The organism is Aliidongia sp. (assembly GCF_035943795.1).
In the GTDB taxonomy this organism is placed as follows: Bacteria; Pseudomonadota; Alphaproteobacteria; order ATCC43930; family CGMCC-115725; genus Aliidongia.
Map to the genome: position 1 here is coordinate 87,294 of NZ_DASZBY010000089.1, position 23,799 is coordinate 111,092.

Consider the following 23,799-nt stretch of genomic DNA (forward strand, 5'->3'; position numbering starts at 1 on the left):
TGCAGATTGGATGCGGTCGGTCTCGAAGCAAGGGCCGGCTTAGACGATGGCGTGATCGATCAGGTGCTTGACGATGTCGTCGGCCGCCTCGCGCGCCGTCATGATCGAGGTGTTGACACGGATGTCCGGCGCCTCCGGCGCCTCGTACGGGCTGTCGATGCCGGTGAAATGGGCGAGCTCGCCGCGCCGGGCCTTCTTGTAGAGGCCCTTCACGTCGCGCTCTTCGGCCACGGCCAGCGGCGTGTCGACGAAGATCTCGATGAACTCGCCCGGCTGCAGGATCTCGCGCGCCATGCGCCGCTCGGCCCGGAACGGCGAGATGAACGAGACCATCACGATCAGCCCGGCCTCGACCATCAGCTTGCCGACCTCGGCGACCCGGCGGATGTTCTCGACCCGGTCGGCATCGGTGAAGCCCAGGTCCTTGTTCAGCCCGTGGCGCACGTTGTCGCCGTCCAGCAGGGCCGTATGCCGGCCGCGCGCGAACAGATCCTGGGCCACCAGGTTGGCGATGGTCGATTTGCCGGCGCCGGACAGGCCGGTGAACCATAGGATACAGGGCTTCTGGCCCTTGAGCTTGGCCTGGGCCGCCTTGTCGATGTCGACCGGCTGCCAATGGACGTTCTGCGCCCGGCGCAATCCGAAATGCAGCAGGCCGGCGCCGACCGTCTCGTTGGTCATCCGGTCGATCAGGATGAAGCCGCCGGTGTCGCGATTGTCCGCGTAGGCATCGAACGCGATCGGCTGGTCCAGCCCGATGTTGCAGATGCCGATCTCGTTCAGGCCCAACGACTTGGCGGCCAGATGCTCGAGCGTGTTGACGTTCACCTTGTACTTGGCCGACGTCACCGTACAGGCGACGGTCTTGGCACCCAGCTTCAGCAGGTAGGACCGGCCGGGCAGCATCGGCTCTTCCGCCATCCAGATCAGGGTGACCTCGAACTGGTCGGCGGCTTCCGGCGGGTTCGCGGCATCGGCCAGCACGTCGCCGCGGCTGATGTCGATCTCGTCGGCCAGCGTCAGGGTGATCGACTGTCCCTCGACCGCTTCGTCCAGATCGCCGTCGGCGGTCACGATGCGCGCGATCGTGCTGGTCCGGCCCGAGGGCACGACGCGCACCGGGTCGCCCGGCCGGATCCGGCCGGAGGCGACGAGGCCGCTGAAGCCGCGGAAATCGAGGTTCGGTCGATTGACCCATTGCACCGGCATGCGGAACGGGCGGCCCGCAGCGGCGTCGGGCAGTTCGACCTCGTCCAGATAGGGCAGCAGCGCCGGGCCCCGGTACCAGGGCATGCGGCCGCTTTTCTCGGTGACATTGTCGCCGCGCAGGGCCGACAGCGGGATCGCGGCGATGTCGGCCAGGCCCAGCTTGCCGGCGAATTCGGTGAATTCGGCCAGGATCCGGTCGTGGGTCTCCTGGTCGAAATCGACCAGGTCCATCTTGTTGATCGCCAGCACGACCCGGCGGATGCCCAGCAGCGAGACCAGGTAGGCATGACGCCGGGTCTGGGTCAGCACGCCCTTGCGCGCATCGACCAGGATGATGGCGAGGTCGGCGGTCGACGCGCCCGTCACCATGTTGCGGGTATATTGTTCGTGGCCCGGCGTGTCGGCGACGATGAATTTGCGCCGCTCGGTCGCAAAGAAGCGATAGGCGACGTCGATGGTGATGCCCTGTTCGCGCTCGGCCGACAGACCGTCGACCAGCAGGGCGAAATCGAGCTCGCCGCCCTGAGTTCCGACCTTGCGGCTATCGGTTTCGAGTGCCGCCAGTTGATCGTCGAACAGCATCTTGGATTCGTAGAGCAGCCGGCCGATGAGCGTGCTCTTGCCGTCGTCGACGCTGCCGCAGGTGATGAAGCGCAGCAGGCCCAGTTGCCGGGGTGCCATCAGAAATAGCCCTCCTGCTTCTTCTGCTCCATCGAGGCCGCGGCATCCTTGTCGATCATGCGACCCTGGCGCTCGGAACTGGTCGCCGCCAGCATCTCGTCGATGATCTTGGGCAAGGTGTCGGCCTCGCTCTCGACCGCACCGGTCAACGGATAGCAGCCGAGCGTGCGGAAGCGCACCCGGCGCATTTCCGGAACCTCGCCCGGCTCGAGCGGCATGCGTTCGTCGTCGACCATGATCCAGGTGCCGTCGCGCTGCACCACCGGCCGCTCCTTGGCCAGGTACAGCGGCACGATCGGAATGTCCTGCTGCTGGATGTACAGCCAGATGTCGAGTTCGGTCCAATTGGACAGCGGGAACACGCGGATGCTCTCGCCCTTGTTCTTGCGGGTATTGTAGAGGTGCCAGAGTTCGGGCCGCTGGTGCTTCGGGTCCCAGCGGTGCTGGGCCGAGCGGAAGCTGAAGATGCGCTCCTTGGCGCGGCTCTTCTCCTCGTCGCGCCGGGCGCCGCCGAAGGCCGCGTCGAACTTGCCGGCATCGAGCGCCTGCTTCAATCCTTCGGTCTTCATGACGTGGGTGTGGCGTTCCGAGCCATGGGTGAACGGGCCGATGCCCTGGGCCAGGCCGTCCAGATTGACGTGGACGCGCAGATCGAGGTCGAAGCGCTTCGCGATCTGGTCGCGAAACGCGATCATCTCGCGGAATTTCCAGGTCGTATCGACATGCAGCAGCGGGAATGGCAGCTTGCCGGGAAAGAACGCCTTCAGGGCCAGATGCAGCATGACCGCGCTGTCCTTGCCGATCGAATAGAGCATCACCGGGTTCTCCACCTCGGCGACCACCTCGCGCAGGATGTGGATGCTCTCGGCCTCCAGGCGCTCGAGATGCGTGAGCGGCTTTTTCCACTGACCCGACTGCACCCTATTCCCCTCGCTCGATCATCGGCAGCAGGCACCATAGGATGACGATCGCCCGCAACCGCCTTTTTTCGGACGTCTGGCCCGATATTTTTGCGAGCTGTGTGGTTTTGGCCGGATCTACGCGGGGCGCCCGGAGATATAGTGCTGCAACTGCTCGATCATGAAATTCTGCTCCGAGATGATGTCCTTCACCAGGTCGCCGATCGAGATCATGCCGAGCAGCCTGCCCTCATCCATCACCGGCAGATGGCGCAGGCGTTTGCCGGTCATCAGGGCCATGCATTCCTGGGTGCTGGCCGAGGGGGCGACATACATCACGGGGGCGGTCATAACGTCGGCCACCGGGGTGTCGCGCGACGACCGACCGGCCAGGATGATCTTTCGCGCATAGTCGCGCTCGGACACGATGCCCCGGATCGTCTCGCCGTCCATGACCAGCAGGGCGCCGATGTTCTTCTCCGCCATCAGGGTAATGGCGTCGAACATCGAGGTGGTCGGGGTCACTTTATGGACGGTCGCATCGGGCTTGGACTGAAGGATATCGCCTGCATTCTTCATGGACGCCTCCCGTGATCGCTGTGCGACGCCGCTGCCGGACCGATGCCCGCGGCGTTCATTTTCAAGATGATACCTGATTGCGCGAGGTTTGGTTGTAAAGACGTGAGGGCCGTGGCTCATGCCCGCGGGATCGAGATCTCGAAGGTGCCGCCCTCGTCGGCGGAGACGAGCCGGACCCCGCCGCCATGGGCGCGCAGCAGCGATTGCACGATGGCGAGGCCCATGCCGGTCCCACCGCTCTCCCGCCGGGTCGTGAAATGCGGATCGAAGATGCGCGACCGATTGCCTTCGGAAATGCCCGTGCCGTCGTCGGCGACTGTGATGCGCATCAGTTCCGGCGCGCCGCGCTCGACCGTCACGCGAAGCCACGAGGCGCCGTGCTGCGCGGCATTGTCGGCCAGATGGGAGAAGACGATCGTCGCGTTTTCCTCGGACATTGCAATGTCCGTATCCGATTCCCCCGCCGCCTCGATCGCAAGTCCTGCCGAAGCGCCCAGCTTCGCTATGATGGTGCCGAGGCTCGTCTTGCCGCCGAGCTGCGGATTGTCCGCCTTGGCCAGTTCCCGCAAACGCCGGACCAGCGTCGCCAGCCGCGCCGCGTCGTCGATGATGTTGCCGAGGAACCGGCGCCGCTCCGGCTCGCTCATCTGCCCGGCATCGTCGCGCAGCAGCTCTGCCGCGCCCTGGATCGAGGTCAGCGGCGATTTCAGCTCGTGGGACACATGGGCGGTGAAGGTGGCGATATAGTCTGATCGGTCGAACAGGCTGCGTGCCATGTCGAGAAAGCTCTCGGACAGGCGGGCGATCTCGCGCGTGCCGTGGTGGACCAGCGGGCGGATGGCGTCGCGGTCGCCCTGCTGGATCTCCTCGGTCCGCCGCATCAGCTCGTGGATCGGCCGCGTCAGGGCGCGCAGGAACACGAAGCCGATGCCCATGGTCACCAGCAGGACGGCGAGCGCCGCCAGCAGCACGTTCCTGCGCTCGGCGTACAGGCTCTCGACGATGTTGTTCGGCGTTCGCGACAGATAGACGACGCCGACGACGCGATTGCCCGCGAACGCCGGCATCGCGACGAAGACCCGGACGTGGGCGCCACGGCTGATCGAGGAGAGCGCCGGTTCAGGCCCATCGGGGATCCGCTGCCGCAGTACGCTCTTATAGTGACCTGCCAGCGCCGCCGCGACCTCGTCGACGTCGGCCAGCGACCGCCCGACCTCTTCGCGCCCGCCGATCACGATGCCGCGGGGGTCCAGGATCCTGAAGCCGGTCAGGGTGACCTTTTGCGCCTGCGCCGCCAGGTCGGACAGGCGAATGCCGATTTTTACGAACTCGGGGTCCGGTGGCGCCGTGGCCGGTATCGCTTCCGGCCGGGGCGGCAGCAGGCCGTCGTGGGCGAGATTCAGGGTGGCCGCGACCGGATGGTAGGGTTCGTCCGGATGCCCCCCGAGCTCGATCGGTCGAAGCGCGCCGAGCGTCAGGGTGGGAGCCGCTCCCGCGACCTCGCTCGCGAACACGGCCGACAAGGTGGCGCCCTGGGCGATCAGCTCGTGCTCGGTCTGCCGGATCAGCTGGTTGTCGTAGAGCCGGAACAGGAACAGACCGACCAGCGGCAGGGCCGCTACCGCCGATAGGACCGCGAAGATCACCAGCCCCAGCGGCGGTCGCCATTTCGCCTTCATCACCGGGCTTCGCATCGGCCGATGCGGAATCCCACGCCGTGCACCGTGTCGATCGCCGCCTCGCATCCCGCGGCCGCCAGCTTGGCCCGGACGTTGCGGACGTGGCTGTCGATCGTGCGGTCTGCCACATGGGTATTGGTCGGATAGGCGATCGCCATGATCCGGTCGCGGTTGAAGACCATTTCCGGCCGCGAGAGCAGCGCCTTGACGATCTCGAACTCGATCGCGGTCAGCGGGATCGGCAAGCCGCCGAACGTCGCTTGATGGCGGATCGGATCGAGGCTCAGGTCGCCGCGCGCGACGGCGGCGGTTCCGTCGCCGACGGCCGCCGGACGATGGATCGTTCGTTTCAGGATCACGTTGATCCGGGCGACCAGCTCGCGCGGGCTGAATGGCTTCGTCACGTAGTCGTCGCCGCCGATCTCCAGCCCCAGCACGCGGTCGATCTCCTCGTCGCGTGCCGACAGGAACAGGATCGGAATGTCCGAGGTCTTGCGGATCTGGCGGCAGACCTCCAGGCCGTCCGTCTCCGGCATGCCGATGTCCAGCACGATCAGATCGGGCCTGGTCTCGCCGAAGCGCGCCAGCGCCTCGGTGCCGTCGCGTGCCGTCATCGTCGTCATGCCCGCGCGATCGAGCGCGAAACAGATAACCTCCCGGATGTTCGGCTCATCGTCGACGACCAGGATACGATGGGGCAAAGGTTCTTCTCCTTCACAGGATTCGCAGGCATTCGGCTTCCGCCTCGGCGGCGTCCTTGTCCGACAGATGACGATCGAGCCGCCATCCATTCAAGCTCCAACCGCGCCAGCCGGCGGGTTCCCCGGCCAGCGAAGCGGAGAGGGTACGCCGGATCGAGCAGGCGTTCCAGACGGCCAGGGGCAGCGTCCACCGTCCATGCAGGATATAGTCGTCCAGCGCTGGAAGCGCGTGCGGCCCCAGGCTCTGCAGATAATCGACGTCCAAGTGCGAGCCGTTTTCCGACATTTCCAGACTATGTCTGACATTGTAGCCGGAGATCACGCGGGGAAGGTCGATGAACGACGAGACATAGAGCACGCAGACCAATGCCGCGACGTTGCTGGTGATCAGCCAGGCGTTCGACCGGTCGAACGACATCCTGACCAGGATCAACACCAGGCCGGTGCCAGTCAGCAACATCCAGATGAAGGCCGCGAACCGGAGATAGGTCAGCGAATAAGCCGCGACATAGAGGTCGAGCCGCAGGATGGAGGAGGCAACGAGCAGCAGGTTCTGGGCCGTCCACACGTGAATGAGGACGCGGATCGTTCGGGAGCGCGCGGCCTGGCCGCCTTCCCGGGTCGCCGCTATCAGGAATGCGCCGGCGAGCAGTGCCGTCACGACCAGCGGGTAGGCGCCGCGATGGGCATAGGCGGCATAGCCCAGGTGATCGGGCAGCACCGCCCCGTTCCATAGATAGGTCACGTCGAGGACGCTTTGCACGGCGAACAGCGCGTTGAACAGCACGAGCGACCGGAGGATGGCGGGCGCGCCGAAAACCAGCGCCTTCCAAGGGGCATCGACGATTGGCGGGGGCAGCGGGAACGGGATTGCCGCAGGATCTACCCTGGGCCGAATGCGAGGACCAACGAACGGCCAGACCACGACCAGGATGCAGCACCAGAAGAGCACCCGCGGAAAGTCGATATCGGTGAGCAAAGCCGGAAGATCGAACTGCGCCAGCCAGTCCTCGATCAGCGGATTGGCGCTCGACAGCAGCCAGAGGAACGTGCCGAACAGCAGGACCGGGACGATCCAGGACAGCAAAAACGCGCCCCGCGATCCAGCTCGCGGGCGACGACGCAGCCATGTCACGACGGCGATCGAGTCCAGGATGATCCAGGAGCAGCCCGTCAGACCGAACCAGAGGAAATCGTCCGCCGTGGGACGGGCACTCGGCGCGAAGCGACCTGCGACCGTGAGCGAAAACAGGATGGAACCCGCAAGTCCGAAGCCGACCGCAAGCGGCCTCACGCCGTTGACCATCGGCAACAGTGCCGCAATCAGGACGAGGGCTGCGGCCAGCATGTGCTTCCGGTTTCCCCGCGCGCCGGCCGCAAGCATGGCGCCGGTCGCGACAAGCAGGGCGAAGGCCGGCAGCGAGAGGCCGATCGGCTGCCGGAACAGCAGATCATCCGCGGCGGCTACCATCCCGGTGCAAATGAGGGCTCGGCGCGACAGGGCGCCGGCGCCGAAACGATTCCTGCGAAATGCTTCGTCGTATACGGTCATTGGTGGCCATCCCGTCCGCTCGGCGGAAAAGCGGCCTCGCCGACCGGCGCCCCTCGCGAGGGCGGACCGGCGAAGGGCAGCACGGTGCCGGCCGGCATTGCCGGGTCGGCACACAGCCACCAGCCGTCACGCATCAGGCTTCTGGGCAGACGCAGCGGGAATGCCCGCACCGAGGAGGATCGCTTTTCCATGCGATCCTTATGCGGGGATGATTTGCAGAATCGCCGGCGGCGTTCAGCAGATTTTCCGGGATTGTCGTGCAGATTTCGTGCAGGGACGGTGTCGCGATCGGCCCGGGAGGAGGAGAGTGCTGATATCCTGACGGCGGCGACCCCAACGGACAGGACGGAGCAGCACATGGCCGACGGCAAGACCGCCTATGATTTTGAACTGGTCACGCTCAAGGGCGAGCGTTTCGATCTGGCTCCGTTCGCCGGCCGGCCGCTGCTGATCGTCAATACCGCGTCCCGATGCGGGTTCACGCCGCAATATGCCGGGCTGAGCGAGGTGTGGAAGCGGCACCGGGCCGAGGGGCTGCTGGTGATCGGCGTGCCGTCCAACGATTTCGGCCAGCAGGAGCCGGGCGGCGCAGGCGAGATCGGCGCGTTCTGCGAGGCCAACTACGGCGTGGATTTCCCGATGATGGAAAAGGTCCATGTTCGCGGACCGGGTGCGCATCCGCTGTTCCGCTGGCTGGCGGCGGAAGGCGGCTTCTTCGCCCGGCCCCGCTGGAATTTCTTCAAATACCTGATCGGGCGGGATGGCCAGTTGAAGGACTGGTTCGCCAGTCCGACCAAGCCGGAATCGGCGAAAATCGGCCGGGCGCTCCGCAGGGCGATCGGATCGAAGGAGGTCTGAGCCGCCAGGGCCACACGCTATGGGCGCGCATTGGGGCCATTCAGTTATTCGTTGGGATACGCGCAGGAGCCAATCCTGCAATCCCCACCATCCAAGTGTTCCGAAAACGCATTTCTCTTGGTGGGTTGCAATTATCTGGCCGGAATGAACGCATATCCCTGCCCCTCCTCGACTATTCTGCCGATGCCCGGTCGTCCCAGGTGAGCGCCGGCCAGCCAGGTATTTCCGCCTGCTGCGTCTTGGAGCAGCTTGATCCGGCTAGCCCGCGCCATGGTCTCGTCAGCGTCATAGGCCCAAGTAAGCTCGGGACGGGCAAACTGTGACGCAGGGACGTGGATCAGGTCGCCGCAGAATAGGATATCGTCCTCGCCGGTGCTGAGGAGATACCCCATATGGCCCGGAGCATGCCCGGGTATCGCCACCGCCAGCAAACGATCGTCCGGCCGGTCTCCTCCGCCAATAGGCGCCAGGAGCGGCCGAAAATCAGCCAGTCGCGGCTCGGCGAGGAAATCCTCGACGGCGTCCTGCCCAATCACGATCTTGCTCAAGTTTCTGAATGTTCGCCGCCCGTCATGTGTGAGAAGACCGTTGATGTGGTCGCCATGGGCATGGGTCAGGGCGACCATCGTGATGGATGACGTGTCGATGCCTGCCTCGCACAGGGCCTCCTCGAGGTGGCCCATGGACGGGTCCCAGCTTCCCCCCGCTCCACAATCTATCAAAACGCGGTCGATACCGGAGCGATCGAGCAAGAAGCAATTCACTGAAAGTCGAACGAGCGATTCTTCCCGCTGAGGCGGTACCATCTGCGCGCATATTTTGTCGTTCGGATCTCTGAGCAATTGGGCGGGAAGGTCGACATACCCGTCGGAGAGAGACCAGATCTGCGAGAATCCCGAAGCACAGGCCATGGTGTTGGCGCTTTGAGACAGAAATTTCACGGATAACCTGCCAAGCGGGGTCGTTCAATTTTTCCATTGTGCACTGAAGACGCTACGTTTTCGACGTCATCACCTTCTGAGCGATTTTCCAGGTTCCGTTGACCTTCAAGCACGACAACAGATCCGTGAAGTGACGTGGTGGTACCTGCAACTTCACTTTCAGAAGCGCGAGGTCTCTTTCGACGTCAATTGATAGAATCTCGTCGTCACGCTCCATGCCCCGTTGTTTTGGAGCTTTCGTATTGCGCACGACTGCCAACCAAGTCGCAATCGGCGTCACGCCCACATCGCCATCGTCGGCGACCTTCGTCACGGAGCTCGATGGATGAAATATGGAGGCAAATTTGTCGGCATCCATTTCATAGGCGGCGTCAAAATAGGTCTGCGCCAGGGTGCGCAAAGCGAGAACATCGGTATCCATGACCACCTCGTTGTTGGGTCCCATCATTCCATACGCGCCGCAATCCCGCGCCGAGCGCCAGGCAAGCCGGTCGAAGCGCATAGAAAGTCGACCTGCATCGGCTTGTCGGTCAAATCTAGGACAAGGGCGCTTATGAGGATAGATAGGTTGCGCAGGATGAAGTCATGAGTGATTTTCATAAATCATGGGAAACGAGCTGAACGAACTCGCTGCATTTGCAGTCGTCGCCAATGAGCGAAGCTTTACACGTGCTGCAGCGAAGCTGGGCGTCTCGCAGTCCGCCCTGAGCCACACGATCCGGAGGCTTGAGCAGCGACTCGAGCTCCAGCTTCTTGCTCGCACGACCAAGAGTGTGGCGCCGACCGCTGCGGGTGCAGCTCTGTTGAAGGACCTGTCGCCGGCGCTCGAGCAAATTACTCGTGCGCTAGACAAGGCCCAAAGCGTTCGCCACCGACCTGCGGGACGACTTAGACTCGTAATGTCACGGTCGGCTGCGGTGATGGTATTGCTGCCGAGGCTCACAGCATTCGCCGAGGCTTACCCTGACGTCGTGCTTGACGTTGTCACCGTCACCGGTCCCGTAGACATCGTCGCGGGCGAGTTCGATGCGGGCATTCAACTCGGCGAATATATTCAAAAGGATATGATCGCGGTGCGCGTCACGCCGGAGTTGCGTTTGGCGGTCGTGGGATCGCCCGGCTATTTTGCGTCACGGAGCATTCCTCGGGACCCCAAGGATCTAAATGCTCATCGATGTCTGAACCTGCGTCTTCCGAGCGGTCCGTATCGGTGGGAGTTCGAGCAGGGACGCAAGGCGATCACAATCGGGGTGAACGGCCCGCTCATAATCGACGACACCAACCTGGTGATTCAGGCGGCGCTCACCGGAGCCGGCCTTGGGCTTGCCTATGAAGAGCAGGTTGCGGAGCATGTGGCGGAGCACCGCCTCATTCGAGTGCTGGAGAATTGGACGCCCCCTATTGCCGGCTTCTTCATGTATTACCCCAGCCGCCAGCATCAGCCGGCTGCCCTCACTGCGCTGGTAAACGCGCTGCGATGCTCTTAAAAATGGGCCGGTAAGCGGCAACCGGTATCTGAAGACGCAGCCTGAGGGGAAGCGCCCGATCGCCGTAACGCCAATCGTTTCGACCATGCGGTGCGAGTAGGAGATACCGCTCGTGGATCGATCGAGACGCCCTGGGACACCTTCGCCGTGTTCCTCCACCGGAAGGAGCCTCATCGTCGGCAGCAAGACAAGCGGGAGCGGGCGCACCGCTCAGTCGCCGCCCGCCCCGCGATCTACGCCTGCACCCCGGCCACGTACCAGTCCTGCTTGAACAGGTCCGCGTCGCTCGGCTTTGCGCCTGCGGCAATGCGAACGGCGCCCTTGTTGTCGGTCACCGGACCGGTGAACGGGTGAAGCGTCCCGGCGATGATGCCGGCCTTGGTGGCGTCGGCTGCGGCGCGGGCCGCGTCGGTGACGCCGGGACCATAGGGGGCGATCTGGACGATGCCGTCCTTCAGGCCTTCCCACACGCTCTGCTCCTTCCAGCTGCCGTCCATCGCCGCCTTGGTGCGGGCGATGTAATAGTCGCCCCAATTGTTGACGATGGACGAGAGCTGGGCCTTGGGGCCGAACTGCTTCATGTCGGAATCCTGGCCGAACGCGTGGACGCCGCGCGCCTCGGCGGTCTGCACGATTGCCGAGCTGTCGGTATGGGTGCAGATGATGTCGGCGCCCTGGTCGATCAGCGACTTGGCGGCGTCGGCCTCCTTACCCGGGTCGAACCAGCTGTTGACCCAGATGACCTTGACCTTGATCGCCGGATTGACCTTCTGGGCGGCGAGCGTGAAGGCGTTGATGCCCATCACCACCTCGGGGATCGGGAACGAGCCGACATAGCCGATGACGGCGGATTTCGAGACATGGCCGGCGATGGTGCCGCACACGGCGCGGCCCTCGTAGAAGCGGCCGTTGTATTCGGCGAGGTTGGTCGCGGTCTTGTAGCCGGTCGCCTGCTCGAACTTCACGGCCGGGAACTGCTTGGCGACCTTGAGCGCCGAATTCATGAAGCCGAACGAGGTCGAGAACACCAGCTGGCTGCCGCCGCTGGCGAGCTGGCGGATGACCCGCTCGGAATCCGGCCCTTCGGCCACGCTCTCGACGAAGGTGGTCTTGATCTGGTCGCCGAACTTGGCCTCGACCGCCTTGCGCGCCTGGTCGTGCTGGTAGCTCCAGCCGAAATCGCCGACCGGACCGACATAGAGGAACCCGATCTGGAATGGCCCGGCCGCGCGGGCCTGCAGGATGCGGCCGGCAAGGGCGGTGGTTCCGAGAGCGGCCGCCCCCAGCAACAGGCGACGGCGATCGACATGGTTCATGGTCGTGTCCTCTCAGGCGGGCGGGCGGAACGGCTTGCCGAGGCAGGCCGGCGGGCTGAAGCGGCGGCGGAACGGTCCCGACGAGATCAGCGTCAGCACCAGGATCGTGCCCAAATACGGCAACATGGAAAGCAATTGCGGCGGCACAGGCAAGAGGCCGCTGCCCTGCAGATAGAGCTGCAGCACCGTGACCCCGCCGAACAGGTAAGCGCCGGCGGCGGCGCGCCACGGTCGCCACGCGGCGAACACGACGATCGCGAGCGCGATCCAGCCACGGCCCGCCGTCATGTTCTCGACCCACATCGGTGTATAGGCGAGCGACAGGTAGGCACCGCCCAGGCCGGCCATGGCGCCGCCGAACAGGATGGCCAGGAACCGGATGCGCAGCACCGGATAGCCGATCGAGTGGGCCGACAGGTCGGCCTCGCCGACCGCGCGTAGGATCAGGCCGGCGCGCGTCCCTTTGAGGAACCAGGCGATCGCCACGGTTGCGGCAAGCGCGAGGTAGACCAGCGCGTCCTGGTCGAACAGGCGGCCCAGCACCGGCAGCGCGCTCAGGCCCGGCAGGGCCAGCTTGGCGAGCGGCGGCACCGGCTGGCCGGTGAAACCGGTGCCGATCAGCGCGCTCAACCCGGTGCCGAAGATGGTGAGCGCCAGGCCGGTCGCGACCTGGTTGCTCATCAGCGTCAGGACCAGGAACGCGAAGATCGCCGCCAGGAGCGCACCTGCCGCGACGGCGACGAGGATCGCCAGGGTCGCGCTGCCGGTCAGCGACATGGCCGCGAAGCCGCAGACCGCCCCGCTCAACATCATGCCTTCGACACCCAGATTCAACACGCCGGCGCGCTCGACCACCAGCTCGCCCAACGCCGCCAGCAGCAGCGGCGTCGCGGCCGTCATGGTGGTCAGCAGCAGCGAGACGAGCATCTCGATATTCATGACGCCACTCCGGCCCGGTGTGCCAGACGCAGGCGATAGCGCACCAGGAAATCCGACGCGAGCAGGATGAACAGCAGCAGGCCCTGCACCACGCCGGTCACCGCCTTGGGCAGTCCGACCAGGACCTGGGCGTTCTCGCCACCGATGTAGGAGAGCGCCACCACGAGCGCGGCCGGAATGATGCCGAGCGGGTGCAGCCGGCCTAGGAACGCCACGATGATCGCGGTGAAGCCATAGCCGGGCGTGATCTGCGGGATGAGCTGGCCGATCGGTCCGGCGACCTCGAACAGGCCGGCGATGCCGGCGAGGCCGCCGCTTGCCAGCAGGGTGAACCAGACGATCCGCTCGGTGCCGAACCCGGCATAGCGCGCCGCGGCAGCCGATGCGCCGACCGTGCGAATGCGGAAGCCCAGCAGGGTGCGGGTCATGACCAGCCAGACGACCAGGGCCAGGCCGAGCGCCAGCGGAATACCGCTATGGAACCGCGTGCCGTCGACCAGCACGCTCAGCGTTTCGTCCTCGTTGAACAGGCGCGACTGCGGGAAATTCATGCCCTCGGGATCGCGCCAGGGGCCATAGACCAGCAGGTTCAGGAACAGGTCCGCGACATAGGTCAGCATCAGGCTGGACAGAATCTCGCTGACCGCGAAGCGGGTGCGCAGGAACGCTGGGATCGCGGCCCAGGCCATGCCGCCCAGGATGCCGGCCAGCGCCATCAGGGGCAGGATCCAGGGGCCGGACAGGTCCCAGCAGGCGAGCGCTACCCCGCCGCCGGCGATGGCACCCATGATCAGCTGCCCCTCGGCTCCGATGTTCGAGATGCCGGCCCGGAACGCCATGGCGAGGCCGGCCGCGATCATCAGCAGGGGGGCGCCCTTGACCGCGAGCTCGGTCAAGCCGTTGAGCGTCGCCAGCGGCGAGACGAAGAATGCCAGGAAGCTGTCGACGGCATTGTAGCCCAGCGCCGCGAACAAGCCGGTCGCGAGCGCCATAGTCAGCGCCAGCGCCAGGATCGGCGTCACGGTCCATAGAAGCCGCGACGGCTCCGGGCGCGGCTCGACGACGAACCTCACGAGGCCGCCTCGATCCCGGCGCCACCCATCAGCATGCCCAGGTGCTCGACCGACAACCCGTCCATCGGCAGAGTCGCCGATAGGCGGCCGGCATGGAGTACGGCCATCCGGTCGCTCAGCATCAGCAACTCGTCCAGGTCCTGCGAGATCACGACGATCGCGCTGCCGGCCTCGGCCAGGGCGACCAGCGCCTGGTGGATCGCGGCCGCGGCGTTGGCGTCGACGCCCCAGGTCGGCTGCGCCACGACCAGCACCGCCGGCTGCTGCGCCAATTCTCGGGCCAGGATGAATTTCTGCAGGTTGCCGCCCGACAGGGTCGATGCCGCGGCGCCGGGGCCGGCCGATCGGACGTCGCCGTCGGCGATGATCCGCTCCGTCAATCGGATCGCTTTGGCCTGGCACACGAAGCCGCCGGTGACGAGGTCGGCGCGGTCATGGGCGGTCAGCACCGCATTGTCGACCAGGCTGAATTCGGGGATCGCGCCATGGCCGTTGCGCTCCTCGGGCACACAGCACAGGCCGCGTCGCCGGCGCCAGGCCGCGTCGCGGTCGCCGGCCGGCTGGCCGTCGAGCAGGACCGCACCGGCGCGCGGCACCGGTCGCTCGCCGCTCAATGCCTGCTGCAACTCGCCCTGGCCATTGCCGGCGACCCCGGCGATGCCCAGGATCTCGCCACCGCGCAGCTCGAAGCCGATCTGGCGCAGCGGCGTGCCATGCGCTTCGATCGCCGGAAGATCCAGGCCGTCGACCCGCAGGCGGATCTCCCCGGCCGGTCGGGTCGTCCGCACCGTGACGTCGCGCAAGGCGCTGCCGACCATCATCTGCGCCATGGCGCGCACCGGCGTGTCCCGGGGAACGCACCGGCCGACGACCCGGCCGGCGCGCAGCACCGTTGCCCGGTCGCACAGCGCGCGGATCTCTTCCAGCTTGTGGCTGATGTACAGGATGGCACAGCCGTCAGCCGCGAGCAGCCGCAGGGTCGAGAACAGCGCGTCCGCCTCCTGGGGCGTCAGAACCGAGGTCGGTTCGTCCAGGATCAGCAGGCGCGGCGCCTGCAACAGGCAGCGCACGATCTCGATGCGCTGGCGCTCGCCGATCGACAAGGTGCTGACCGTCCGGTCCGGGTCGAGCGGCAGGCTGTAGGCGGCGCTGACGCTGCGGATCCGCGCGGCCAGCTCGTCCGCGCGCTCCGGATGGTCGAGGCCCAGGGCGACGTTCTCCAGCACGCTCATCGCCTCGAACAGCGAGAAATGCTGGAACACCATGCCGATGCCCAGCGCGCGGGCGGCGCGCGGCGTGGCGATGCGCGTAGCCCGCCCATCCCACAGAATGTCGCCTTCGTCGGCCGCGAGCAGGCCATAGAGGATCTTGACCAAGGTCGACTTGCCGGCGCCGTTTTCGCCGAGCAGGGCGTGGATCTCGCCGGGCGCAAGCTGGAAATCGATGGTGTCGTTGGCGACGAGGCTGCCGAATCGTTTGGTGATGCCGCGCGCTTCCAGACGAAGACCCGGCTGGCCGGATGCTCCGCTCATCGCGGCGCCCCGCTATGGCCCGACGTCGACCCCACTCGTTCCCCCCGACCACCGATCCCCGACACGCATGGTGGCACCTGCGCAGGATCCATGCCAGCGCGATGGCGCCCCGGGCAAACCGTCTTTGCTCCAAACCGCCTGGCGCCGGCGCAGGCAGACCGCGCCGTCCCGCTGCATCAAAAGAGACCGTTGCCGTTTCGGCAACGGGCATCGCACTTCTTTTCCATAGACGGCAGCAGGCGATCGCGCAGAATGGCGCGATGATCCGCATCATCGAGTCTCGATCATGAGTTTGGCAACCCTCGAACGCCGTGTGCGGCAGGAGCTGGATTTCCTGGGCTATCCGGCGCGCGGCTGGGTGCCGCCGCGGCAGCGGGACGGCGTGCCGGTCCTGGACGTGCTGATCGTCGGCGGCGGCCAGGCGGGGCTCGCCGCCTGCTTCGGTTTGCGCCGGGAGCGGATCGAGGCGGTCGAGGTGCTGGACGCCAAGCCGCTCGGCCTCGAAGGGCCCTGGGTCGATTTCGCCCGGATGGTCACCTTGCGGACACCGAAGCACGTCACCGGGCCGGACCTGGGCGTGCCTAGCCTGGCACCGCGCGCCTGGTTCGAGGCGCGCCACGGAGCCGGCGCCTGGGACGCCATGCAGAAGATCGACCGGCGCGACTGGCAGGACTATCTCGGCTGGTATCGCCGGGTGCTGGACCTGCCGGTCCGCAACGGCGTGCGCGTGACCAGGATCGCGGCCGACGGCGACCTGCTCGCGGCCCAACTCGACACCGGCGAGATCCGGCATGCGCGCCGGATCGTGCTGGCGACCGGCCTCGAAGGCGGCGGCCGCTGGCAGATCCCTGCCGTGGTATCGGACCACCTGCCGGCGAACCGCTATGCACACACGGCCCAGGCGATCGACTTCGCCGCCCTCCAGGGCAAGCGTATCGGCGTGCTCGGCGGCGGTGCGTCCGCGTTCGACAATGCGGCGACGGCGCTCGAGGCTGGCGCCGCCTCGGTCGACTTGTGCATCCGCCGGGCGGAACTGCCGCGGGTCAATCCCTATCGCTGGATGGAAAATGCCGGCTACCTCGGCCATTTCGCCGACCTGCCGGATGCGCTGCGCTGGCGCATGACGCGCCGGATCTTCGAGATGAACCAGCCGCCGCCCCAGGACACGCTGTGGCGCTGCCAGCGCTGGCCCGGGTTCGCCCTGCACACGGGCAGTCCGTGGACTGGGGTGAGCCTCCCAGGCGATATGATCCAGGTCGAGACGCCCGGCCGCCGCTTCGCCTTCGATTTCCTGATCATCGGCACCGGCTTCACGGTCGATCTGTCGTTGCGGCCGGAACTCGCGGGCCTGGCGCCCGAGATCGCGACCTGGGCGGATCGCTTCACGCCCCCGGCCGGCGAGGAACATGCGGCGTTGGGCCAGTTCCCGTATCTGGCACCGGACTGTTCGTTCACGGCCAAGGCGCCGGGCACGAACCCGCATCTGGCTCACATCCATGACTTCACCTTTGCCACCATGCCCAGCATGGGCCTGACCGGCGGGTCGATCAGCGGGCTCAAATACGGCGTCCGCCGGCTGGTCGACGGCATCGCGAAATCGCTGTTCACCGAAGATGCCGAGGCGCATTGCGCGGACCTGCTGGCCTATGCGGAGCTGGAGCTGCTCCATCTCGATGGACCGCCGCCGGCGGAGGCAGGTCCATGAGCCGGCCGATCCATTTCCGCTCGATGGGCTATTTCGATGCGGTTCGCCGCTATGGCTCGATCCGCGAGGCGGCACGCCGGCTCGACGTCGCGGCCTCCGCGGTCAACCGGCAGATCCTGAAGTTCGAGGGCGACGTCGGCCTGCCGCTGTTCGAACGCCTGTCGGACGGCATGAAGCTGACCCCGGCTGGCGAGATCTTTGCCCGCCATGCCATCGCGGTACTGCAGGACGAGAAGCGGGCGGCGAGCGAGTTCGACGCGCTCAAGGGCCTGCGGCGCGGCGAGGTCAGCATGATCGCCGTCGAGTCGCTGAACGCGGCGTTCCTGCCGGCGCTGATCGAGCGGATGAGGCGGAAATACCCCGGTATCACGCTCAAGGTCCGCACTGCCGGTTCCAACTCGATCCCCTCGGCGCTGGCCGCCGGCGATGCGGACCTGGGCCTGGCCTTTTCGCTCGCCCATCATGCCGACCTGACTCAGGTCGCGGTCGGGCGGTTCCGGTTGGGTGCCGTGATGCGCCCGGACCATCCGCTGGCCGGCGAGGCGCAAGTCAGCTTCACCCACTGCGTGCGCTATCCGCTGATCCTGCCCAGCGCCGACCTGTCGATCCATACGCTGCTGGAGCCTCAACTCCGTCGCTTTCGCGGCAAGCTCGAGGTGCTGGCCGAAGTCAGCTCGCTGGAACTGATGAAAAACCTGACCCTGCGGCTGGGGGCGATCGCGTTCCAGTCGCGTATCGGGCTGGAGGCGGAGCTGGCCGGCGGCCAACTGATCCATGTGCCGTTGCAGGGCGCCGGCGCGCTCACCACGGAATTGGGTGTATATCTGCGTGAGGGGCGGGCGCTGCCGGTGGCGCTCGACGCCTTCGTGGCACTGGTGCGCGATGAGTTGTCATTGCTCGAAGGCCAAGATGCCGCGGCATGACGTGATCTGGCGCCCCGATGGCGCGCCGCATGAGGGAAGTCTGTTTCTATGTCGCTGATCGACATGTCCGAGCCGCGTCCGGTTCCGACCCGCTTTACCGATGCAGCCCAGGCTTTGGCCGAAGTCCGCGCGATCTACGCCGGGCAATCCGCCTATCTCGTCGGGCGGTTCAAGGAATATGTCCGCGGCACCGACCTGCCCCGGCGCGTGCGCGGCTTCTATCCCTATGTCGAGATCTCGACCACGAGCCATGCCCGGTTGGACAGCCGGATTTCCTATGGCTTCGTGTTGGCGCCGGGCACCTATCGCGCGACACTGACCCGGCCCGACCTGTTCGGCGACTATTATCTGAAGCAGTTCGAGCTGCTGTTGACCAATCACAAGGTGGCACTCGAGGTTGGGCTGTCGAACCGGCCGATCCCGATCCATTTCGCGCTCGGCGAGAACATGCATCCGGAAGCCAATCTCGATCCGGCGCGGCTGGAGGTCGTCGGGGATTTCTTCGACCTGCCGGAGCTGACCTACGTCGACGACGCGGTGCCGAACGGCACCTATTTCCTGCCGACCGCCAATCGCCAGCCGCTGGCGCTGTTCACCGCCGCGCGGGTCGACCTGTCGCTGCAGCGCCTGAAGCACTACACCGCGACCGGGCCGGACCATTTCCAGCAGTTCGTGCTGTTCACCAACTACCAGTTCTATGTCGACGAGTTCGTCCGGCTGGGCCATGCCATGATGGCGGCGGAGGGCGGCCAGGATCATGGCTACACGGCCTTCGTCGAGCCGGGCAACGTAGTGACGCCGAACCGCACGCTCGATCCGGATGCGGTCTCGACCGGGACCAAGCCGCCGCGCCTGCCGCAGATGCCGGCCTATCACCTGAAGCGCGCCGACGGCGCCGGCATCACGCTGATCAACATCGGCGTCGGGCCGTCGAACGCGAAGACGATCACCGACCATGTCGCCGTGCTGCGGCCCCATGCGTGGCTGATGCTGGGACACTGCGCCGGCCTGCGCGGCTCGCAGAAGCTGGGCGATTATGTGCTGGCCCATGCCTATGTGCGCGACGACCATGTACTCGACGACGCGCTGCCGACCTGGGTGCCGCTGCCGGCATTGGCCGAGGTGCAGCAGGCGCTGGAAAGCGCCGTTGCCCAGGTCGCCGGCGTCAGCGGCTATGAATTGAAGGCGCTGATGCAGACCGGCACGGTCGCGACCACCGACGACCGGAACTGGGAGCTGAAGGATCAGAAGGAACTGGTCGCGCGCTTCAACCTGTCGCGCGCCATCGCGCTCGATATGGAATCGGCGACCATCGCCGCCAACGGCTACCGCTTCCGCGTGCCCTACGGCACCCTGCTCTGCATCTCCGACAAGCCGATGCACGGCAATCTCAAGCTGCCCGGGATGGCCGACCGGTTCTATCGCGAGCGGGTCGACCAGCACCTGAAGATCGGCGTGCTGACCATGGAGATCCTGCGCGACGGCGGCCTGGAACGCCTGCACAGCCGCAAGCTGCGCAGCTTTTCGGAAACGGCGTTTCGATGAAGGCATCCCGCGACGACCTGAAACGGCGGATCGACCAGGCGCGCGGGAACCACGAGGCCGATCTCGTGGTCAAGAATGTGCGGATGCTGGATATCGTGACCGGCGAGATCGTGCGCACCGACATCGCGATGTGCGGGCCCCAGATCGTCGGGACCTGTGATCTCGATTATCGCGGGACGGACGAGATCGACGGATCCCGGTATTTCGCCGTGCCGGGCTTCATCGATACCCATGTCCATCCGGAATCGACCCTGGTGCTGCCCGACCAGTTCGACCGGCTGCTGCTCAATCGCGGCACCACGACCGCGATCGCCGACCCGCACGAGATCGCCAACGTGCTGGGCACGCCTGGGCTCGAATATTTCATCGCGGCCGCTGAGGGCCTGGCGATGGATCTGCGGATCAATCTCGCCTCCTGCGTCCCGGCGACGCCGCTCGAGACCTCGGGCGCCTGGCTCGATGCCGCCGCCCTGGTGGCGCTGCGCGATCATCCCCAGGTTCTGGGCCTCGCCGAATTCATGAATTTCCCCGGTGTGCTCGCCAAGGTCGACGAGGTGCTCGACAAGCTGGTGGCGTTCCAGGACGGGCATATCGACGGCCATGCGCCCTTGCTCGGCGGCCGGGATCTCAACGCCTATCTATCGTGCGGCATCCGCAATTGCCACGAATCGACCGGTCTCGCCGAAGCCGCGGAAAAGCTGCGCAAGGGCATGCAGGTGCTGATCCGCGACGGCAGCGTGACCAAGGACGTGCATGCGCTGGCACCGCTGATCGACATCGCCCGTTCGCCGTTCCTCAGCTTCTGCACCGACGACCGGACGCCGCTGCACATCGTCGAGGACGGACATCTGGACCATCTGATCCGGACCGCCATCGCGGAGGGGCGACCCGCCCATGCGGTCTATCGGGCGGCGACCTGGTCGGCGGCGAACCATTTCGGGCTCAGGGATCGCGGCCTGATCGCACCGGGCCGGCTCGCCGACATCGTTCTGCTCGACGATCTCGACACCTGCGCCGTCGCCAAGGTCATCCGGGCCGGCAAGCCGGTCGGGCCGGAGACGTTCGAGCATCGCCGGCTGCCGGTGCCGGTCGGATACGGCTCGGTCAAGCGCGCGCCGGTCGCGGCCGCGGATTTCGCCGTACCGTGCCAAGGGCCGACCGGGCCGGTCATCGGGCTCAGGATCAACCAGATCGTGACCGACGCCCTGACCCTGACGCTGCCCTATCGCGGCGGCGAGCGGCATCCGGACCCGGCGCAGGACGTGGCCAAGGTCGCGGTGCTGGAGCGCCACGGCAAGAACGGCAATATCGGCCGCGGCTTCGTCAAGGGCTTCGGCCTCACCGGCGGCGCGATCGCATCGAGCATCGGTCACGACGCCCACAACATCATCGTGGTCGGGCACGACGATGCCGACATGGCACTCGCGGTCAATCGCCTGATCCAGCTGCAGGGCGGCTTCGTCGCGGCCCGCAACGGGGCGGTGCTGGGCGAACTGGCCCTGCCGATCGCCGGATTGATGAGCGACCGCCCGGCCGAGGAGGTCGAGGCGCGCCTGCGCGCGCTTCGCACCGTGGTGCGGGACCTCGGCTGCCAACTGGCCGAACCGTTCGTCCAGATGGCGTTCCTGCCGCTGTCGGTCATCCCGCACCTGAAGATCACCGACCGCGGCCTGGTCGACGTCGACCGGTTCGAGGTGATCGGGCTCGACCGCTGACGGCTGCGATTGTGTGTGCCGCGGCCATGTGGGAAGCTCCCGCCCGACGGGGGAGCCGCAATAGAGCAGCATGTTCCGGGGAGACGCATCTTGATCAACTATTACAGCCTGGGTCCCGACAAGAGGATCAACGAGATCGTCTTCGCCGGCAGCCACGATGCGGGCATCACTTCCGGCGCATCCAACGTCCAGACCCAGTCGGTCGACATCATGCTGCAGGCGGCGGCGGGCGTTCGCATTTTCGATCTGCGCATCGCCGCCGTTAAGGCCGGCAAGGACGCGCTCGGCAACAAGGCCGTGCAGATGAGGGCGTTCCATGCCGACGGGATGCTGAAGAAGGACGAAACCAAGACCCGCTTCATGCCGGAATTCAACCGGACCGAAACGCTGGAGCGAACCAAGCTGCGCGGCGGCGGCTTCGGGATGAGCCTGGAGAAAATGCTCGAGGATGCGGCCAAATTCGTGCGCAGCCCGTTCGGCTCGACCGAGTTCCTGTTGCTCAAATTCGACAAATCGACCAACTGGTCGTTGATCGCCGAGGCGTGCGTCACGCTGCTGGGCGATACGCTCTACCGGGGCGGTGGAAATCTGAACAACAAGACGTTGAAGCAGCTGCGCGGCAAGGTGGTCGTCCTGTTCACGCCGGCTGGTCTCGCCGAGGTCGTGAAAGACTATCCGCCCGGCTCCGGCATTTTCGGCATCAAGAACGTCGCCGGCGAGGGCGCGCAGTACGATGACGAATACAACGGCCTGCAGTATTTCGGCAAAGGCGGCACCTCGCCCTTCAATCCCCGCAACAAGATCGCCCAGAACGTGAAGAAGCAGACCAAGCTGATGCAGGCCGGGGGCCATGCCAACCCGGACGTGATGGGTATGATGTACTGGACCACAACGGGTCTGGACGAGAGCATCTACAAACGCAACCGGACGATGTGGACCGCGCCGAACCAGGCGAAACTGGCGGCGCTGTGGAACAACGGCCTGGGCGACGCGGTCAGGTCCGGCGCGCCCGACAGCCTCGATCTCGGGTCGCCGTCGTCCGGCAATGCCATCAAGCGGTTCATGCCGAACTTCATCATGATCGACTTTGCCGACGATACGAAGTGCAAGACCATCTTCGAGCTGAACCAGCGACCCGCGACCGAGCTGGTCGGGCTGGACGACTTCTGACCTAAAACGGGGTCTGAGGGGCCGATACCGGCAACATTTCGCCCAGCACCTGGCGGCTCACGTCGAAGAAGATGGCAGGTGCCAGGCGCAGGGTGGCGTCCGCGCGGGTGACCACGGCCAAGCGGTCGACCGGCAGGTTGGCGTCGGCGAGCGGGACGAAGGCCAGGCTGCCGTCGGCCAATTGCCGGGCGATGCCGAGCCGGGTCTGGAACGCGACGAAGCGGCCCTGCAGGGCGAGGGCGGCCATGAAGCGCAGCAGGTTCGCCTCGACGAAGCTGCGCGGCGCCGTGCCGATGGCGGCGAAAGCGGCGTCGAGCGCGTCGCGGATCGACATGCCCTTGGTCGGCAGCACCAGCGGATAGTCGAGACAGTCCGCCACCGTCACCCGGGCGCGCCCGGCCAGCGGGTGGTCGCGCGCCACCACCGCGCCGATCGGCAGATCGCGGGCGAGCGCCACGCTCAGCTGCGCCTGCCGGGGCGGGTTGAAGGTGAGGCCGATCTCGACCTCGCCCCGCGCCACCAGGCCGGCGACCGCGCTCGATGACTCGACCGTGACCGCGACATGGATCAATGGAAAGCGCCTGGCGAATTCGGCGACGATCGAGGGCAGCAGGTCGCTGGCGATGCTCTCGACGCAGGCAACGCGCACCAGCCCGCGGCGTACGCCCTGGACCGCGTCCATGTCGGCGGCGGTGGCGTCGAGATCGCCCAGGGCCATGCGGGCATGGCGGGCCAGGATCTCGCCCATCGGCAGCAACCGCAGGGTCCGGCCCTGCCGCTCGAACAGCGGTCCGCCGATCGTCTCTTCCAATTGCAGGATCTGCCGGTTTACTGCCGACGACGCGATATTGAGCCGACGCGCGGCGGCACGGATCGACAGGCTGTCGCACACGGCCGCGAAATAATGCAGCGCCGGGCCGTAGAGCGCGCGGGCGAGTTGGTCGCGCGACAGGACGGTCGTGCGGGCGGACGAGCGCGGCCGTTCGGTGTCGTTGGTCACGGTCGGTTTCTGGTTTGCCAGGACGATGGATCGCGGTTTGCGTGAAGGCAGGCGATCACTTCGATCGCATCGTGCATGTCGCCCATTCTATGGCGGCGGCGTCCAAGATGGCATTTGGCTCGTCAAATGGGAAGCGAGGCGGATCGATATGCCATGTTATCCGATCTCGCTTCGATGGCAACATGCCATCCATCGATGCCAAATCGCGCTCACATTGCTCGCCAAATGGTGCTTGCCGTCGAAGCGTTTCGGCTCAACGCTGCTCGAATGGGCAGAATCGATGGATGGGGTTTTA

21 protein-coding genes are annotated in these 23,799 nt (G+C 66.1%); 7 read left to right on the forward strand and 14 right to left on the reverse strand.

All coding sequences use genetic code 11. The annotated features are described in order from the left end of the window. Nucleotides 1–39 precede the first annotated feature (39 nt). The 7 genes from cysN to VGV37_RS16670 form a co-directional block, all read right to left on the reverse strand. On the reverse strand, nucleotides 40–1,890 hold the full coding sequence (cysN, locus tag VGV37_RS16640; RefSeq protein ID WP_326880826.1) for a sulfate adenylyltransferase subunit CysN: 1,851 nt from the start codon (nucleotides 1,888–1,890) through the stop codon (nucleotides 40–42). Then, on the reverse strand, nucleotides 1,890–2,810 hold the full coding sequence (gene cysD / locus VGV37_RS16645) for a sulfate adenylyltransferase subunit CysD (RefSeq protein ID WP_326880827.1): 921 nt from the start codon (nucleotides 2,808–2,810) through the stop codon (nucleotides 1,890–1,892). Before cysD ends, cysN begins: the two co-directional genes overlap by 1 nt. Before the next feature lie 117 nt (nucleotides 2,811–2,927). After that, a complete protein-coding gene (locus VGV37_RS16650) occupies nucleotides 2,928–3,368 on the reverse strand; it encodes a CBS domain-containing protein (RefSeq protein WP_326880828.1) in 441 nt (146 codons plus the stop codon). A 116-nt stretch (nucleotides 3,369–3,484) separates the two neighbouring features. After that, nucleotides 3,485–5,047 carry a HAMP domain-containing sensor histidine kinase gene (locus VGV37_RS16655; protein WP_326880829.1) on the reverse strand — a complete coding sequence of 521 codons (1,563 nt, stop codon included), beginning with the start codon at nucleotides 5,045–5,047 and terminating at the stop codon, nucleotides 3,485–3,487. Next, nucleotides 5,047–5,748, reverse strand: coding sequence for a response regulator transcription factor (locus VGV37_RS16660; RefSeq protein ID WP_326880830.1), 702 nt, complete (start codon nucleotides 5,746–5,748; stop codon nucleotides 5,047–5,049). The genes VGV37_RS16655 and VGV37_RS16660 overlap by 1 nt, the downstream gene beginning before the upstream one ends. Nucleotides 5,749–5,761: 13 nt before the next feature. Then, entirely contained in the window at nucleotides 5,762–7,300 is a 1,539-nt protein-coding gene (locus VGV37_RS16665; protein ID WP_326880831.1) for a DUF4173 domain-containing protein, read from the reverse strand. Then, the gene (locus tag VGV37_RS16670; protein ID WP_326880832.1) at nucleotides 7,297–7,491 is read right to left on the reverse strand and encodes a hypothetical protein; all 195 of its coding nucleotides are present in this window, start codon (nucleotides 7,489–7,491) and stop codon (nucleotides 7,297–7,299) included. Before VGV37_RS16670 ends, VGV37_RS16665 begins: the two co-directional genes overlap by 4 nt. Before the next feature lie 166 nt (nucleotides 7,492–7,657). Here VGV37_RS16670 and VGV37_RS16675 point away from each other — a divergent pair, with 166 nt between their 5' ends. Further along, a complete protein-coding gene (locus VGV37_RS16675) occupies nucleotides 7,658–8,158 on the forward strand; it encodes a glutathione peroxidase (protein WP_326880833.1) in 501 nt (166 codons plus the stop codon). A 131-nt stretch (nucleotides 8,159–8,289) separates the two neighbouring features. On the opposite strand, the gene VGV37_RS16680 is transcribed toward VGV37_RS16675, so the two are convergent. Continuing rightward, a complete protein-coding gene (locus VGV37_RS16680; RefSeq protein ID WP_326880834.1) occupies nucleotides 8,290–9,099 on the reverse strand; it encodes an MBL fold metallo-hydrolase in 810 nt (269 codons plus the stop codon). A gap of 52 nt (nucleotides 9,100–9,151) precedes the next feature. Continuing rightward, on the reverse strand, nucleotides 9,152–9,520 hold the full coding sequence (locus VGV37_RS16685) for a nuclear transport factor 2 family protein (RefSeq protein ID WP_326880835.1): 369 nt from the start codon (nucleotides 9,518–9,520) through the stop codon (nucleotides 9,152–9,154). Between the two features lie 184 nt (nucleotides 9,521–9,704). Here VGV37_RS16685 and VGV37_RS16690 point away from each other — a divergent pair, with 184 nt between their 5' ends. Beyond that, nucleotides 9,705–10,586 (forward strand): LysR substrate-binding domain-containing protein, encoded by an 882-nt coding sequence (locus tag VGV37_RS16690; protein WP_326880836.1) that lies wholly within the window; start codon nucleotides 9,705–9,707, stop codon nucleotides 10,584–10,586. A 233-nt stretch (nucleotides 10,587–10,819) separates the two neighbouring features. Here the strand turns inward: VGV37_RS16690 and VGV37_RS16695 are convergent, their stop codons facing one another. The 4 genes from VGV37_RS16695 to VGV37_RS16710 are packed head-to-tail and all read right to left on the reverse strand — an operon-like array spanning nucleotide 10,820 to nucleotide 15,446. After that, nucleotides 10,820–11,902 carry a BMP family ABC transporter substrate-binding protein gene (locus VGV37_RS16695; protein WP_326880837.1) on the reverse strand — a complete coding sequence of 361 codons (1,083 nt, stop codon included), beginning with the start codon at nucleotides 11,900–11,902 and terminating at the stop codon, nucleotides 10,820–10,822. 12 nt (nucleotides 11,903–11,914) lie between these two features. Further along, the gene (locus VGV37_RS16700) at nucleotides 11,915–12,841 is read right to left on the reverse strand and encodes an ABC transporter permease (RefSeq protein ID WP_326880838.1); all 927 of its coding nucleotides are present in this window, start codon (nucleotides 12,839–12,841) and stop codon (nucleotides 11,915–11,917) included. Beyond that, nucleotides 12,838–13,914 (reverse strand): ABC transporter permease, encoded by a 1,077-nt coding sequence (locus tag VGV37_RS16705; protein ID WP_326880839.1) that lies wholly within the window; start codon nucleotides 13,912–13,914, stop codon nucleotides 12,838–12,840. The genes VGV37_RS16700 and VGV37_RS16705 overlap by 4 nt, the downstream gene beginning before the upstream one ends. Then, nucleotides 13,911–15,446 carry an ABC transporter ATP-binding protein gene (locus tag VGV37_RS16710; protein WP_326880840.1) on the reverse strand — a complete coding sequence of 512 codons (1,536 nt, stop codon included), beginning with the start codon at nucleotides 15,444–15,446 and terminating at the stop codon, nucleotides 13,911–13,913. The genes VGV37_RS16705 and VGV37_RS16710 overlap by 4 nt, the downstream gene beginning before the upstream one ends. Nucleotides 15,447–15,732: 286 nt before the next feature. Here VGV37_RS16710 and VGV37_RS16715 point away from each other — a divergent pair, with 286 nt between their 5' ends. From VGV37_RS16715 to VGV37_RS16735, 5 genes are all read left to right on the forward strand, one after another. Continuing rightward, nucleotides 15,733–17,151 (forward strand): NAD(P)/FAD-dependent oxidoreductase, encoded by a 1,419-nt coding sequence (locus VGV37_RS16715; protein WP_326880841.1) that lies wholly within the window; start codon nucleotides 15,733–15,735, stop codon nucleotides 17,149–17,151. Beyond that, the gene (locus VGV37_RS16720) at nucleotides 17,148–18,074 is read left to right on the forward strand and encodes a LysR family transcriptional regulator (protein ID WP_326880842.1); all 927 of its coding nucleotides are present in this window, start codon (nucleotides 17,148–17,150) and stop codon (nucleotides 18,072–18,074) included. Before VGV37_RS16715 ends, VGV37_RS16720 begins: the two co-directional genes overlap by 4 nt. A gap of 48 nt (nucleotides 18,075–18,122) precedes the next feature. Beyond that, entirely contained in the window at nucleotides 18,123–19,619 is a 1,497-nt protein-coding gene (locus VGV37_RS16725) for an AMP nucleosidase (RefSeq protein WP_326880843.1), read from the forward strand. Further along, a complete protein-coding gene (gene ade / locus VGV37_RS16730; protein WP_326880844.1) occupies nucleotides 19,616–21,334 on the forward strand; it encodes an adenine deaminase in 1,719 nt (572 codons plus the stop codon). The genes VGV37_RS16725 and ade overlap by 4 nt, the downstream gene beginning before the upstream one ends. Nucleotides 21,335–21,424: 90 nt before the next feature. Then, the gene (locus tag VGV37_RS16735; RefSeq protein WP_326880845.1) at nucleotides 21,425–22,504 is read left to right on the forward strand and encodes a hypothetical protein; all 1,080 of its coding nucleotides are present in this window, start codon (nucleotides 21,425–21,427) and stop codon (nucleotides 22,502–22,504) included. 1 nt (nucleotide 22,505) lies between these two features. Here VGV37_RS16735 and VGV37_RS16740 read toward each other — a convergent pair whose 3' ends face one another. Then, nucleotides 22,506–23,504 carry a LysR family transcriptional regulator gene (locus VGV37_RS16740; RefSeq protein WP_326880846.1) on the reverse strand — a complete coding sequence of 333 codons (999 nt, stop codon included), beginning with the start codon at nucleotides 23,502–23,504 and terminating at the stop codon, nucleotides 22,506–22,508. Between the last annotated feature and the right edge of the window lie 295 nt (nucleotides 23,505–23,799).

Excerpts from the sequence above, each read along its gene's own strand:
- VGV37_RS16670 (WP_326880832.1), bottom strand. The coding sequence starts at position 7,491 with ATGGAAAAGCGATCCTCCTCGGTGCGGGCATTCCCGCTGCGTCTGCCC.
- VGV37_RS16665 (WP_326880831.1), bottom strand. The coding sequence starts at position 7,300 with ATGACCGTATACGACGAAGCATTTCGCAGGAATCGTTTCGGCGCCGGC.
- VGV37_RS16655 (WP_326880829.1), bottom strand. The coding sequence starts at position 5,047 with ATGAAGGCGAAATGGCGACCGCCGCTGGGGCTGGTGATCTTCGCGGTC.
- VGV37_RS16715 (WP_326880841.1), top strand. The coding sequence starts at position 15,733 with ATGAGTTTGGCAACCCTCGAACGCCGTGTGCGGCAGGAGCTGGATTTC.
- VGV37_RS16650 (WP_326880828.1), bottom strand. The coding sequence starts at position 3,368 with ATGAAGAATGCAGGCGATATCCTTCAGTCCAAGCCCGATGCGACCGTC.
- VGV37_RS16690 (WP_326880836.1), top strand. The coding sequence starts at position 9,705 with ATGGGAAACGAGCTGAACGAACTCGCTGCATTTGCAGTCGTCGCCAAT.
- cysN (WP_326880826.1), bottom strand. The coding sequence starts at position 1,890 with ATGGCACCCCGGCAACTGGGCCTGCTGCGCTTCATCACCTGCGGCAGC.
- VGV37_RS16700 (WP_326880838.1), bottom strand. The coding sequence starts at position 12,841 with ATGAATATCGAGATGCTCGTCTCGCTGCTGCTGACCACCATGACGGCC.
- ade (WP_326880844.1), top strand. The coding sequence starts at position 19,616 with ATGAAGGCATCCCGCGACGACCTGAAACGGCGGATCGACCAGGCGCGC.
- VGV37_RS16675 (WP_326880833.1), top strand. The coding sequence starts at position 7,658 with ATGGCCGACGGCAAGACCGCCTATGATTTTGAACTGGTCACGCTCAAG.
- VGV37_RS16725 (WP_326880843.1), top strand. The coding sequence starts at position 18,123 with ATGTCGCTGATCGACATGTCCGAGCCGCGTCCGGTTCCGACCCGCTTT.
- VGV37_RS16720 (WP_326880842.1), top strand. The coding sequence starts at position 17,148 with ATGAGCCGGCCGATCCATTTCCGCTCGATGGGCTATTTCGATGCGGTT.
- VGV37_RS16695 (WP_326880837.1), bottom strand. The coding sequence starts at position 11,902 with ATGAACCATGTCGATCGCCGTCGCCTGTTGCTGGGGGCGGCCGCTCTC.
- VGV37_RS16710 (WP_326880840.1), bottom strand. The coding sequence starts at position 15,446 with ATGAGCGGAGCATCCGGCCAGCCGGGTCTTCGTCTGGAAGCGCGCGGC.
- VGV37_RS16685 (WP_326880835.1), bottom strand. The coding sequence starts at position 9,520 with ATGGATACCGATGTTCTCGCTTTGCGCACCCTGGCGCAGACCTATTTT.